Source organism: candidate division KSB1 bacterium (assembly GCA_034505495.1).
Lineage (GTDB): Bacteria > Zhuqueibacterota > Zhuqueibacteria > Residuimicrobiales > Krinioviventaceae > Fontimicrobium_A.
Genome location: JAPDQV010000015.1, coordinates 1 through 15,163 on the forward strand (window position 1 = coordinate 1; position 15,163 = coordinate 15,163).

Here is a 15,163-nt window from a genome sequence, read left to right on the forward strand (position 1 = left end):
AAATAACGCTTGGATTTCTTAAAGATAAAATATATAAACCGCGAATAAACGCGAATGGACGCTAATACAAGAACAGACTAAAACTTTATCCCCTTAGCGTTCATTCGCGTCCATTGGCGGATGAAACCTGGAAATGGGATGGCCTCTCGCGTGCGGCAAACCGCCTGAATAATACTGATCCGAATGGTGAATGATTGCAGCACGGCCAAACCGTTTGCTTCGTTGAGCGGCTTGACCCTTGCTAAAAAAGAGTCTTTCTATGTCATCAAGCATTAAACATCACATAAAGTCCTTACAAACTACCATAGTTTCCGCCATCCTGCTCTTCTGCTCTTTCCTCCCCCTCCCCGCCGCGCCGGTGTATTTGAGCAGCCGAGAGAAAATCCTGGAGGTGCTCCAGCAGTATGCACCCGACGCTTATTTTATCCTCGACACCTATGAGCACGCTCCGCGTCATTACAGCTGCGGCAGCGGTTGGGTCCGCCTCGGCAAGGCTGAGGATTTTATGAAATACATTCGGCATTACAGTGATTATGAACTCCTGGACGACTTGAACACCGCCGTGCACGAGATCAACCATGGCTTATGTGCCCTCCCCTATGCTTTTATGAAGGGACAAGAATGGCAACCAGGTCAGAGGTTTAATGCAATTTTTCTCGGCGGCGATTCGGTGATGGTCGTGCCGGTGACAGAGACTTTTCCGGCTAAAAAGATGGCGCAAACCATCCCGCCCGCAATGCGGACATTTCGATATGCGGGTTATATCTCTTCATCCCCACATTACCAGAGCACGCAGGTCGAAGGCATTTACGGTCTTTTGGACGAGCTCAATTCCTACTATCACGGCACCAAGGTGATTTACGATCTCTACCCCTTTTGCAGAGACGTGCTGCAGACCTCGGGGAAAGAGTGGCTGAAATTTTTTCAGGCTTTCAACGGCACTTTTTTCGCCTATGCCGAATTCAAATATTTCATTCTCCAATACCTCATTTATGCCGAAACACGAGAACGACAAATTTATGACGGCATCCTCAACAACCGACGATTCTGTCAGGCATTCTGCCAAGTCGACCGCAACTTTGCCGCACTGATTCAGAATTATTGGTCTTTGAAACAGGAGATCAACGACTCGCTGGTCCGCGACGGCCATCGAGTCAAAGAAAACGATAAATTCATTTATATCGATGATCATGGAGTCGGAAATTTCCTCGCTGAATTCAAGAAATTGAGAGCCGAAATGGAAAAAGAGCCGTTCCGTTCGACGGAGGCTCGCTTACGCCGCCATGCCGGATTGGATTCCACAGGTAACTATTCGGTCGCGTTGTTGTTTACCGAGCTGCCCTCCAGGCCACTACCGCCTGCGCCGAAAGCCCCCAAAGATGTTTCTGCAGATGCATATCCACCCTCCGCATCTGTTCCGGTTGCCGGTCCAGAGAAAAGGCAGGAAGGTCCTGATTACACTTCCGATTCCACCTCTTCGTCCCCCCAAGAAGAAAAGGATTCAGCGCCTGTGCTTGCAGACAATACAACTGCATCGCCGCCGGCAGAGGCCAAGCCGCTTTCCGATGCTTCAACCCCGCCGTTGGCTGAACAAGCGCCGGATTCCCCTGCGACGATTGCGGAACTGCTGCAAAGATATTTTGCGGAAAGTTTCGGCTGGTACGGTTACGGCGTTCGCCTTGGCGTGCTGCGACCGGCTTCGGATCTGGGGTCGTCCGCCGCTGCCGGAATCCACTTTCCCCTCGGCCGCCTTGCATCGAATACCGAAACGGCCGTCATCGTCGATTATTGGAACGAGAGCCGACACGAAAAAGGCTTCCATGAAGAGTGGAAGGCTTTCGGGCTGTCGGTGATCCTGCGGCATTACTTGGCCGCCGATGAATTCTCGATCTCTCCCTACTTGGGCGGCGGCTGCGGCCTTAACCACTCATCAAAATTTCACCGCTCGTTCCAAACCGATCCTGCTGCGACGAGAACCGCCCGCTCCACCTCAGGACTGAGCCTGCAATTGAAAGCTTTCGCCGGTCTGCAGTTTCCGCTCGCGCAAAAACGACTGTTCTTCGAGGTTAATTTCTCTGCCGCAAAGGTCAACACGCTGGGATTGTATGCGGGGATCGATTTTCTGCAGGCGGCTGGAAAGGAGTAAATGCCGACATGACTTTGCGTCTATCATCACGTTCTCTCATCTATTGTAAAGCCTGCCAAATCCATCACCTAATCGTTGCTCCATGACAAAAACTCCTCCAGCCTAAAAATTAAACCTTCGGGTTCAGTCTTAAAATACCTGCTTATCCATTTATTCAATGGACATTTGTTGATGGACTCCTATTTTCACTCCGCATTTTCATTTGCAAGAAATTTTTCACGGGATTCACATTGGAATGGAATTAATGCTCCTTTTTGCCTATTTTTAGAATCATGTGATTGTTATGGCTCAATTCACGCGCTTGGTTGTTTTGCATATGGAGGCATATGGAGGTCAGTCTGGCCGAGACAAAACCACCGCAAAGACAAGCCAACCGTGGACACTTAATTATCAAAAAGGAATTCAGTTTATGAAGGGGATGCGGGCGCTTATAGCGATTCTATGGCTTGGATTGATCTTGCAGGGGAGAGCGGCGGAATTCTATGTTTCGCCGAACGGCAACGATAATTGGTCGGGAACCCTGCCGCAGCCGAACTCGACCCAAACTGACGGGCCGTTCGCCACTCTGCAAAGGGCGCAGGCGGCGACGCGCACGGCTCAACACACCGAACCGATTACGGTTTACATTCGCGAGGGTATTTATTTTGTCGGCACCTGGCGGTTCGACCCTCAGGACTCCGGCACCCCTTCCGCGCCGGTGACGTTCCGCAATTACGCCGATGAACGACCGGTAATCAGCGGCGGACGCGCAATAACCGGTTGGCGGACGCAGGGCGCCCTTTGGGTGACGACCATCGATGAGGTCAAGAGCGGCAAGCTCTATTTCAAGGAGCTTTACGTCAACGGCGAGCGCCGCGACCGCGCCCGCACTCCCCGTAAAGGCGAGTTTTTTCGCATTACCGGCAGTGTTGAGGGCAACGACAAACGCAGCTTTCGTTTTCGTCCCGGTGATCTGATCGATTTCGACAACCGCGCCGACGTCAACATTGTCCTCTACCAATCTTGGCTCGGCATTCATTTATGGATCGACGCCCTGAACACGGCGCAGAACACGGTCACTTTTTCGCCGCAGCTGGTCTTTCCGGTCGGCAATTTCGACAGCCGAACGCGCTATTACGTCGAAAACGCCTTTGAGCTGCTGGATGAGCCTGCGGAGTGGTATCTGAATCGCAGGACCGGCGAGCTGTTCTATTATCCTCTGCCGGGCGAGACGCCGGAAAACTGCAAAGTCATTGCGCCGGTTGTCGACAGAGTGCTGGAGCTGCGCGGCAGCAGCAGCAATAAAATCAAATTTTTGCAATTTGAGGGTCTGCGGTTTATGCACGCCGACTGGATTGTGGCCGACAAGAATCAGACCGAGCTGCAGGCGCACATTCTGTTGGATGATGCAATCGTCTATGCCCGTTTTGCCGAGGACTGTTCATTCAGGAAATGCGAGATCGCATTGGGCGGCGCGCACGGCGTCATTCTTTCTCAAGGCTGCACCGGCAACCGCATCGAACAATGCCATATCCACAGCTTGGGCGGCGGCGGCATATACATCGGCAACACGACCGGTTGGAACGCATGCGAAAAGCCTCCTGCCGCCCTGGCCATAGGGGAAAATACCGTCGACAACTGCTTTCTGCACGATCTGACCCACGTGCATCACGGCTCGGTCGGCATTTGGATCGGCAACAGCTCCAACAATACCATTACGCACAACGAAATCTGCAATCTCGATTACACGGGCATTTCCGTCGGCTGGTGCTGGGGCTACAGCCCTTCCTCTTCAGGCGGGAACGAAATCGCCTATAATCACATTCATCATCTCGGCCAGGGTGAGCTTTCGGACATGGGCGGCATCTATACCCTCGGCATCTCGCCGGGAACGCACCTGCATCACAATCTTATTCACGACGTTTATGCCTACAGCTACGGCGGCTGGGGCATCTATACCGACGAAGGCAGCTCGGATATTCTGATCGAGCAAAATATCGTCTACCGTACCAAAAGTCCGAGCTTTCATCAGCATTACGGCCAACGGAATATTGTACGAAACAATATTTTTGCATTCTCCGAAACCGCCGGTCTGCAGCGAACCCGCGATGAGGCCGGTAAGTCCTTTACCTTCGAACGAAATATTGTTCTCACAACCAACGGTGAGGTGCTTTCCGGCTCATGGGGGGATAAAAACTTTGTCATTGACCGCAATCTGTTTTGGGATCATTACGCCGGCCCCCGCTTGGATTTCGGGTTCAAGCCTCTAAAAGAGTGGCAAGCCTTGGGGTTCGACAAAAATTCGCTCGTCGCCGACCCATTGTTTGTCGATCCGCTCAACGGCAATTTTGACCTCTCACCGGCTTCGCCTGCATTTTTGCTTGGTTTCGAGAACATCGGGTCGAGCTCTATAGGCTTATACGGCGATACCGATTGGACAGAGCTGCCCAAAGGCATCAAGTATCGTTCCGTTAATCCGATTGCTCAACCTCCTGCCGCTCCCTTTTTTGCCAAAGACGAATGGCTGGAAACCTTTGACGATCTTTGCTTGAACGGCGTGCCTCCTTTTGCGCAGATCATGGGCGTATCGGGTGCGGCAGGTCAAAATATTTTTGTAACCAATGAGAAATCCCTTTCGGGTACGCAGAGCCTGAAATTCGACGACCGCGTCCTGGCGCAAAACACCTATGAGCCTTTTATGTTCTTTCTCCCTTATTGGTACGAAGACGGTCGGATGACGGTCAGTTTCGATATTTTGATGCAGGCCGGTTCGTCGGTAACTTTCGAGTACCGCGATAACAAAGGATACCCGAACGGCGTCGGGCCGAGCTTGGCGCTTTCTCCCGGACAGACCTGGCGCGAAGGAACGACGGTCGTCAAGTTACCGGTCGATGAATGGTTTCACGTGACGCTCGTTTGCGGAATCGGCGGAAAAGCCAACGGCAAGTACGATGCGGCGGTCACTGTGGCCGGACAGACCGTCAGGCGGACGAATCTTGCCTGCGTCAATAAAACCTGGCGGGGCGCCATGGAGGTCTATTTCATCAGCACCGCCAATGTCAATACTGCCTTTTATATCGACAACCTCCACTTTCAACTTGAACGGGAAGAGGCAGGAGTAGAGTCGACTGCCGACGCACCCGAAAGCTTCCGGCTGTACGGATCTTACCCCAATCCCTTCAATCCGACAACGACCATTGCCTTTTATGTTGCGGAGACCGGGAAATCGGTACAGCTGCAGGTCTACAATCTGAAAGGTGAACTCGTCCGTACGCTGGTCGACGGCACTCTGTCGGTCGGTCGACACAGAGCAACTTGGGACGGCAAAACGGTATGCGGCCTGCCGGCGCCCACGGGCGTTTACCAGCTGAAACTGAGCGTCGACGGTCGCACGGTATCCGTTGCGAAGGTAACGCTGTTGCGGTAAGCCATCGGACGCGGCAATTACGAGTTGCTCTTTTCTAATTCCTCTCTAAAATCGGTTGACTTTCCGCAACAGCCTCGTTTCCGAGACAACCGACTGCGGCAAAAAGGCGCCCTCAATCTGAGTCCCGCCGACGTCTTCCGGCTCAGAACAATAGTGCCTTAGGATCGTTATAAAATCCGACTTTACGGTTTACGCGCGCTGAAAATAGGAGAAAGCAATTGAGCTTGCGGTTTTGTTTGATGTTCTACATTGCGGTATTTGCAATTTTCGCTGTTTCATGGGCGGAAGCGCAGGAAGAGAGCGCTGAAATTATTGCGGTCAAATGGCCGGATGACGCCGTTTTTCATCTCGACGGGCGGCCGGATGAACCGGCATGGCGGCTTGCTCCGGCGATTACGCAATTTCGGCAATATGAACCGCAGGAAGGTGCGCCGGCGACGGAAGAAACCGAGGTCCGCGTGCTCTACAACCGCAGCGCGCTGCTGATCAGTGTGGTTGCCCATGACCGTGAGCCGGACCAGGTCATCGGCCGCATTCTGCAGCGCGACAAAATCCTCATGCAGGGCATGGGCAACCGCTACGGTTACGCCGGCGACGATCTGGTCGCCGTACTCATCGATCCGTTTCACGATCGGCGCAATGCCTACGTCTTTGCCGTCAATCCGGCCGGCGCCGAATTTGATGCGTTGATTACCGATGAAAGCCGCATGTGGAACATCGAATGGCGCGGCATTTGGCGCGCCGCCGCTGCACGCACGGCCGACGGCTGGTCGGCAGAGCTCGAGATTCCCTTTCGTACCCTGCGCTATCCCGAAAACGCCGATGGGGAGAGAACCTGGGGTTTCAATGTCTACCGCGTCATTCGCCGCAAAAATGAAGAGGTCATGTGGCAATCATGGATGCGGGGCGGCGGCGGGTTTCATCGCGTCAGCCAAGCGGGCGTCCTGCGCGGGCTGACGGATTTGCCGCGCAGCGGCTGGAATATAGAGCTCAAGCCGATCGGCGTCCTTGGCCGGACGAAAGAGCAGGGCTTTGCCGTTGAAAACACGGCGCACCTGGGCGTGGACGCCAAGTGGGAAGTGAGTCCCGGTCTGGTTCTCGACCTGACGATGCACCCCGATTTTGCGCAGGTCGAATCGGACGATGAGCGCGTCAACCTGACACGGTTCGAGCTGTTCTATCCGGAAAAACGCGAGTTTTTTCTCGAAAACGCCGGCCTTTTCGAGTTCGGCACGCAGGGCACGTTTGAGCCGCCGCCGTTTCTGATGTTCATGTCGCGCAGCATCGGCATCAAAGACGGTCGTGCGACGCCGCTGATCGGCGGTGTCCGTCTCTCCGGTCGGGTCGGTCGTCAGACCATCGGGCTTCTGGACATGATGTCGAGCGGCGAAGGAAAGGATCCTCGGACCAATTTTTCCGTTTTTCGTTACAAAAGGGATATTGGTGCATCGAACTATATCGGCTTTGCGGCCACGGATCGCCGGAACGGCGCGGAAGCCAATACGGTTGCCGGCCTCGACGCCTCCTTCTGGCTGAAGCCCACGCTCAATTTTCAGACTTTTATCGCGCGCACGCAGACTTCCGGTCGAGGCGGGGATGATTTTGCCGGACGAGCGGCGCTCGAATACAGCGGCGACCGCTTCGGCCTTTCGGCGGATGTTTTGCAGGTCGGTCCTGAAGTCCAGGCGGCCATGGGATTCGTCACCCGCACCGACATCCGTCGTGTCGCTGCCTTTGGTCGGTATACATGGCGGCCGGGAGGTTTGGGCATCCGCAAAATAGACTTTTTTTTGAACGGGGCACGCATCACTCGCCTCGACGGCGAAATTCAGGACCGCCGCCTCGGCCAATTTATAGAGACGGAATGGGAATCCGGCGAAACCTTGGCCGTATTCAACTTTGCTTCTTTTACCCGCCTAAACGAAGGCTTTACGATGAACGGCCGAATACCCATACCACCCGGCGATTACGACAGCCGCGAAAACGGCTTTATGCTTTCCACCAGCCGAAAAAGAGCATTTTCCGCCGAATTGATGGCCGGCATACAACGGCAATATGAGGGAAGGATCGACAATGCCATGCTGTCGCTGAACTGGACTCCCACATCTCACCTTGCCCTGGAGGCGCGCCATCAATTCAGCCGCGTGCGGCTGCCGTGGGGTGAATTCGACTCCCCGCTGGCTTCCCTACGCGTCATCTATTCATTCTCGACCCGCCTGACCGCACAAACCTGGATTCAATACAATCGCCTCGATGATCGGCTCGTCCTTAACGCCCGACTGCATTACCTCTACCGTCCCGGCAGCGACTTTTATCTGGTTTTCAACGATGAAAGAAATCAAGATGGAAATACACCGTTCCCCAATCGAAAGGATGCGGCAGTCAAATTGACTTATCTTTTCCGCATTTAAATTGGCGCACTTTGGGATCCTATTAACAAAAAATTTATATTGAATTAGTTCGGTTTTGATTGTAAAATAGCCTCAGGTTCCATCAGTAAAGGAATGTGAGGCATGAAAACCCGTTTTTTGATTCTCCTCCTGCTTGCAGTTGCGCAAACTCTATCGGCTGCCGACCTGGTCCGCATCGAACCCATCACCGACAGAATCCTGTGCTTGACCTTCGATGAAGGCCATATCGACTATTTCAGCATCGGTCAAACTCGTTATAACGGCAACAAATTATATTATACCCGTCTGAACGTTCCGGCAGCGACCAATCCGGCAAACTATCGGATTTCCAGTGCGGACGATGCCGCCTTTGCCTCGCCCGTACAGCCGGTTGCCGTCGGCCGCAAGGCCAAAGGGGCCGAGTTCCACAACATCTATGATACCGCAAATCCCGGCGCATTGCTGCTGCACTGGATCTATCTGGAGTTGCCGCAGCCGCTCAAAGAAGGAGCCACGTACACGGTGACTTTGGAGGCTGCTTCCAACGTCAAGTCCTATCGATATAAGTACGACTATCGTCGACTGCGCTCACCTGCGGTGCATGTCAACCAAATCGGTTTTGATCCGGCGGCAAAAAAGTTCGCTTATCTTTCCCATTTCATGGGCGATTTTGATCACGCGCCGCATCTCAAAGGCGCATTGGATTTATCTGATTTCAAAGGCTCGCCGTTTCATGTCGTCGATGCCGAGACGGGTGAAATTGTTTTTACCGGGACGATTGCATTGCAAAAGAGCAAAAACAGCGCTGAAGTCACCCGTAACGGCGGCTTTACGCACACCAATTTGACGCGCGCCGATGTCTACGAATGCGATTTCAGCGCCTTTACGCGGCCGGGCCGATATAAAATTGCCGTGCCGCGCATGGGCTGCTCCTATCCCTTTGAAATCGGCGAAGACCTGTATCGTGAGCCCTTCCATGCAACCGCCCGCGCCATGTTTTATCAACGCGCAGGCATCATTCAGGAAATCGAGCCCGGCTTCAACTATCCCCGCGATCATCATCCCGACGACGGCGTCAAGATGTACTGGTTTCCCGATCTTTCGGGGGAAGGCGATTTCGATGTCAAAAAAGCCAAAGGACAAGTGAGCGGCGTGTGGGGCTGGTATCATGATGCCGGGGATTGGGACGGCTATTTGGTGCATTTTCGCGTGCCGATGACGCTGTTGGCGCTTTACGATCTCAAGCCGCAGAATTTCGGTGACGGCGACATCGGGCAGACCTACAAGCTTTCGGACAGCGGCGAGTGGATCCGCGAAGGGGAAAACGGCCTGCCCGACATCCTCGACGAGGCGATGTGGCTGATTCGTTTTTACAAGCGCGCCAAGGAACGGCTGATTGCGCACGGTTACTCCGACGGCGGAGTTCCGGATTATGTGGGTGTCGACGCTGGTGCCGACATCCCCTCTTGGCATGACAAGCGCGATTTGGCCTTAAAAGGCGGTAAAATGGTGGAAGCCACTTACTACTATGCGGCAACGGCCGCTTATCTGGCCGTCTGTCTGAACAAATTCGCCGGCGGCGAGCACCCCGAGAGCGCTATGTGGATTGCAGAAGCCGAAGCGGCTTACGCCTGGTCGCTGGCGAAAAACCGCGACGCCGACCCCGAAGTCAATCGGGCCAAAGAAATGGCGGCAGCGGCGCTCTTTCGCGCCACCGGCGACGGCCGTTACCAGAACGACTTCCGCACCTGCGTCAACCGCGACGGCGAGTTCGGCGTCGGCAGCTTATGGCAACAGATCGCCAATTGGCACTATGCCGCCGGCTTGTTCAGCTTGATTCCCGACAATTTTTCCGGATTGGACCTTCAGCTCAAACGCCGCTGCATCAACGCGCTGGTCAGCCGCGCCGATGCCGAATATGTCCAGACCGCCGGCCAGCGCGGTTTCCGTTACGGTTTCGACCCGAACATCTATTTCGGCATCGGCGTCTTCAGCACGCCGAAAATATTTCTCGCCGCATTCGCGTATGAGCTCACCGGCCAAGTGAAATATCTGGATGTTTGTCGGTTCACCTGCGACTATACGTTGGGCGGCAATCAGATGGATCTGGTGAAAATAACCGGTGTCGGCGATAATCCCGAGCCCCACTGCTTCCACCCCGATTCCTGGTTTTTGATCGATTACAACGATATGGTCTATGCCAACCCGCCGTTGCCGGGATACGTTCTCTATGAAATGCACAAAAACGGCGATTGGATGACCGGCAGTCAGGGCAACATCGGCAACGGTTGGAGTTGGGTGGGCGACGAGGACTATTCGCGCAGCACGGCCTATCCGCATATCGATCAGTTTCCGGACGCAGAGGCGCGCTTTTTCAACCGCAACAGCATTGCCGGCAGCGAATGGACGGTGCACCAAAGCCTGTGTCAGGCCATTTTCGCTTACGGCTATCTATGCGGACCGTACCGTCAACCGTACAGCCCGAAACGCCCGCCCGTTGTCCGCCTGAATATGGCGGAAGGAACCGAAGTGCCGCTAAACGGCAGACTGCGGCTGACTGCGGAAGCCTCGCCCGAAGTTGAACGCGTCGAATATTATTATCAATGGCATTTCCTCGGCGAAAGCACGGATAAGGAAAATCAGTATGCGTTCGACTGGGACTTGAACAACTATAAATTAAAGACCGGAACCGTTACCATCACCGTAAAGGCATTTGACCGCGACGGCCGTATGTCTCGTCCCGACGAAAACGTAAGACGAAAGATCAAAATCGTCGCCGCCTCCTCGGTCGATGAGCCGCAGGGCAGCCTGCCGACCGAGTTTCGGCTGGGGCAGAATTATCCCAATCCTTTTAATTCCTGCACCATCATTCCATTCGCGACACCGACCACCGCGAATGTTCAAGTCCGAATACACAACTTGAGCGGCGAATTGATCTGTACTCTGATCAATGACAGGCTGAACCCCGGCTCCTATACGGCCGTTTGGGACGGTGAAGATCAAGACGGCTCGCCGGTGGCTACGGGGCTCTATCTTTATCGTTTGGTTACCGAGCAAAGCTCGCTGACGCAGAAATGTATCCTGATTCGATAAAGGTTTTCATGCGGATTTTTCATATTGGTTTGTTCGGCAATTATCTAACGTTCTGTAATTTTTGAGAAAAGCATATAATTCCAATTTTAGGCTGGAGATTAGCTGTTAGGATTCCTTCTAGGCTGATCTCATTTTTCCTTTTTACATTCTTCGAGCAAACGAAATCATTACTACCGGAGAATTTTTGTAATTAATGCTTGAACTGACGAAAGGAAAAAATCAATGAAAAAACGATTCCTGCTTCCAATAATTATTTTTTTGTTCCTGATAATGACGGGGTGCCGAAAACAGCACTCTGTCGGCTTTGATCGCCCGACCGGTATCTACATCAACTGGGCTTCCTACGACGAGCTTTCCGACACGGTCAAGCTTGACGAGTCGATCGCCATGCGGCAGCTCTATGAGTTGATCCGGCTGCGCAAACAGGGCGTACAGATCGATTATTACCTTATGGACGCCTTTTGGTTCGATCCGAACGGCGGTTATCGTGAGTGGCGTAAAGAGTCTTGGCCGAACGGGCCGGAGCTTTGGTTAAAGACCTGCAAAGAAAACGGCATCATTCCCGGACTATGGCTGTCCACGAATGTACTCGGGTGGAGCAAACTCTGGTTGAATCCTGCGCCGGCTTGGCAGTCTTCGCTCAATGCCGGCGGCAATCGGCTCTGTCTGTTCGAAGGCGGGTATCTGCCGGACCTGATTGATGCCATGCAAATGTGGGTCGACCGCGGCGTCGGACTGTTCAAGTTCGACTTTGCCGATTTCGAAAACGCCTATCCGCCGCATCTGGAGGGCAAGCTTAGTCGGGAAGAAATTTTCAAGAAAAATGTCGATGCCTTTCGTAGTGCCTTATTAGCCTTTCGGCGCAAAAATCCGCACGTGCGTATCATCGCATATAACGGGTTCGGCGGCCAACCGACCAACACCGGCGAACCGTTCCGTAAAACCGTCGATCTGCGCTGGCTCGATGCGTTCGACGCCATGTACTGCGGCGATCCTCGTTTAGCCGACGTTCCGGCGTTCAATTTCTGGCGTTCAAAAGACATTTACAGCGACCACATGGTGCGGCAGTACGAGTTCAACGGTCTGCCGCTCGACCGCATCGACAACAGTTCCTTCATGATCGGCACCACGGGCACCTGCTACGGTCGCCGCAACGCCGCATGGAAAGGAATGCTGGTGCTGTCGCTGGCGCGCGGCGGCTGGGCCAACACCTATTACGGCAACCTCGAGCTGCTTACCGATGATGATGCGCGCTGGTTCGCCAAGGCTCAGGCGCTGCTGATGCCGTTTCAACAGAAAAAAGCAATCCGTACCTTCGGCGCGATTCCAGGGACCGGCGAACCGTACGGTTATATCGCGCAGTATGACCGCGGCGGCGTGATTGCCGTCGTCAATCCGCAGCAGGCGATTGGTTCGGTCACGCTGCCGGTCTCGGGCGAGGCGCGGCTGCTCTTCGCCGACGCCGGTTTTACGCCGACGATCGAAAACGGCGCTCTACGTTTGGGTCCGGAGCAGCTTGCCCTGGTCGGCATCGGAGCGTACGCAGGTCAGGAATATGATTTGGGACGCCAGGAGGATGTCGTTATTCCGCAGGAAATCGAGCCTATTCCAGCCGACTTTCAGCTTGTCGGCAAGAATCACATGAACGCCGTCATTCAGCCGCCTGCCGGTAAAGACCTTCGCATCGTCTGGCGGCAGTTCGACTCCGACGGTTTGCCCAAACGCGCCGGCGGTGATTATACCGGCAGAGGAACGTCGCTTGGCCAAGTGCTGCTCATCCGCGTCGAGCAGCAAGGCCGCGAGCTGCCGGTAGAGATTCGTTACGATAAAAAGATCTGGAGCGGTCTCTCATGGGCAGTCGGTGAGGTGCGCGCGCGGGACATCAATCCGAACGAAAAACTTGTAGTGCGCTGCATTTCAATGGATCCTGCAGAGGTGCGGATGGAATGTAGGGTGTATAGCGTAATTTATTGAAAACCGTTGACGAATTTGGAATCGGCTAATTTTTATTCGTAATTTGCCTGCGCAAAGGCTCGACGACTTGGTCGAGCCTTTTGTGTGCGAGCGCTAACTTTATTGTTGTCGGTTATTTAATCGCAGTTGAACAAACCTCGAGATTTAAAACTCGATCATGACTCCCAAATTAAAAATTCGACCGCCCATGACAAATTTGATCTGTTCGTTCCAGGGCGTCCGCCCAATCGACAATACGTTATAATGATTAAACAAATTGAGAACTTCCTCCCGCAACACGATTTTATACCGAGAAAACAGCATAAATTCCTGAGTATAGCCGATGTCAAAACGCGCGTAGAAAGGCAATCGGGATGCATTCCGCGGCCCCTTTGCAATGAACAACTCGTTGTTCTGCTCGTCGTATTCGTATCGATAATCCGTATAGGGAAAACCGCTGCCGTAAATGATTCGCATATGCATTTTCGAGTTGGGAATTTTGGGCATATAATCTTCGGTAAATACGGCGAATTGATGACGCCGGTCAGTGGGCATGGGCAAAAATCCCCGTCCGTCATCATTCAGGTCTTCGCGTGCCGTCAAATAACTGTAGCTGATCCAATGGGTCAGATTATCGCGCTGTTGGAATCGGGCATATATATCCATTCCGTAGATTATGCCGCGCGAATCGTTAAGACCGGAGTAATCAATCAGAACATCAGCGATGTCATAAGAGACCAGATCGTTCAGATATTTATAATATCCTTCCGCTTTCAATAAAATTTTTTTCCAGTAGCATTCGTAACCGATGGTTCCCATTATAGCCTTTTGTGTGCGTAGAGTATTTTTCACAGTGCTTTTTGCAAATTCCTTATGAAAAGGAGGCTGCGCATATCGCCCGACGGATGCGGTCAGGTGATGACCGTCGACGATCGTCATATTGAGATGAAACCGCGGCAGCAGCAACGCCTCCGAAGATCGAGGAATGATCAAGTTGCGAAGCCCAAAGTAGTATTGCAGATTTTTAAAAGCAGTTCCCTTGATCTGACAATAGTAGGCATCCGTTGATGATTGGAAGGTGTTTGCTGTTTTCAAATCGCCGGTTTGCTTATAAAATAGATATCTAACCGTTTCGAAACCGGCAATTTTCTGATCCGCAAGATAACGATTTCCCTCATAGCCGAGGCCGATGCTCATACCGGACAGATCGACATCTACTTGCGTTTTTAAATTCTGGTATCGGCCGGAAAAGACATTGTCCGCCAACTGGAGTAGAGAGGCATTATGGATTATTTCTTTTTTATTTTCTAGTTCGACATATTCCTGAACGATTAAATCCAACGAGCTGATTTCTGTTTCTCTTTGTAATTGATTAGAATACTGCCCCATCAGTCGAACATGCGGAATCGGCGTGTATGAAAATCGGGCGCCGATCGTACGGTTCGCAAAGTTGTAGCATTGACGATCGGTAATAAAGACCATCTCATAATCGCCCATGTAATATGATTTATATTCCCAGTGTTTGGGCGTCAGTTTAAAGCGGCTGGATACATTGAGGAACAGAACATCGATGTCGATAGTGCCGTTCGGACTCCAGCGAGCCGCCGTCTGGAAATCCTGAAAATCGGGCTGATACGTTCCCGACAGTTGATTTGTGCTCATCAGGTAAGCATAATTAATTTTCCGAACTCCCAAATTGACGAAAAACCGATCATCAGTCTTGTAACTCAGCGCACCGCTGAATCCAATGGTCCGAATATCTGCCGATGCGTGCAGACCACTCTGTGAAGGTATATATTCGATATTCAATGCCGACGACAGCTTGTCGCCGTAATTTACCGGTCGAAAGCCGGTCAGAAGGTCAAACTTGCCGACCATATTTTGATTGACGAATGACGGATTCTCCATATAACCCTTGCGCACCAATTGCAATTGCTGTACTTCAAAGCCGTTGATGTAAATCAAGTTCTCGTTATAATTCCCGCCGCGTACATTGTAAAATGAGCTTTGATCATTGCCGGCGGTGACGCCGGGAAGCGTATGAAGCGCCTGCAATGGCTCCGGCATCGGCAAAGTCATCATCTGCTGGGCTTGTTTCGAGATTTGCAAAGCATAATCCGCTTCTCTATTTGCAGAAACAGAAATCTCCTCTCCGGGCAAAGCATCGGTAAGCAG

Annotated in this window: 6 protein-coding genes; 5 read left to right on the forward strand and 1 reads right to left on the reverse strand. The window is 52.8% G+C overall.

Going from position 1 to position 15,163, the window contains the following annotated elements; genetic code table 11:
* The first annotated feature begins 364 nt into the window (after positions 1-364).
* The 5 genes from ONB24_07980 to ONB24_08000 all read left to right on the forward strand — a co-directional run bounded on the left by ONB24_07980 (position 365) and on the right by ONB24_08000 (position 13,009).
* Positions 365-2,146, forward strand: coding sequence for a hypothetical protein (locus ONB24_07980; protein ID MDZ7316046.1), 1,782 nt, complete (start codon positions 365-367; stop codon positions 2,144-2,146).
* 409 nt (positions 2,147-2,555) lie between these two features.
* Positions 2,556-5,552 (forward strand): right-handed parallel beta-helix repeat-containing protein, encoded by a 2,997-nt coding sequence (locus ONB24_07985; GenBank protein MDZ7316047.1) that lies wholly within the window; start codon positions 2,556-2,558, stop codon positions 5,550-5,552.
* A gap of 218 nt (positions 5,553-5,770) precedes the next feature.
* Positions 5,771-7,963, forward strand: coding sequence for a carbohydrate binding family 9 domain-containing protein (locus ONB24_07990; GenBank protein ID MDZ7316048.1), 2,193 nt, complete (start codon positions 5,771-5,773; stop codon positions 7,961-7,963).
* A gap of 102 nt (positions 7,964-8,065) precedes the next feature.
* Positions 8,066-11,035: a glycoside hydrolase family 9 protein gene (locus tag ONB24_07995; GenBank protein ID MDZ7316049.1), complete on the forward strand. Its 2,970-nt coding sequence runs from the start codon at positions 8,066-8,068 to the stop codon at positions 11,033-11,035.
* Positions 11,036-11,257: 222 nt separating this feature from the next.
* Positions 11,258-13,009, forward strand: coding sequence for a hypothetical protein (locus ONB24_08000; GenBank protein ID MDZ7316050.1), 1,752 nt, complete (start codon positions 11,258-11,260; stop codon positions 13,007-13,009).
* Positions 13,010-13,153: 144 nt separating this feature from the next.
* On the opposite strand, the gene ONB24_08005 is transcribed toward ONB24_08000, so the two are convergent.
* Positions 13,154-15,163, reverse strand: a 2,010-nt coding sequence (locus ONB24_08005) for a TonB-dependent receptor (GenBank protein MDZ7316051.1), incomplete at its 5' end; no start/stop codon positions are given.

What these genes read in the sequence shown, in the direction of transcription:
- ONB24_07995 (MDZ7316049.1), top strand. Translation starts at nt 8,066, where the DNA reads ATGAAAACCCGTTTTTTGATTCTCCTCCTGCTTGCAGTTGCGCAAACT.
- ONB24_08000 (MDZ7316050.1), top strand. Translation starts at nt 11,258, where the DNA reads ATGAAAAAACGATTCCTGCTTCCAATAATTATTTTTTTGTTCCTGATA.
- ONB24_07985 (MDZ7316047.1), top strand. Translation starts at nt 2,556, where the DNA reads ATGAAGGGGATGCGGGCGCTTATAGCGATTCTATGGCTTGGATTGATC.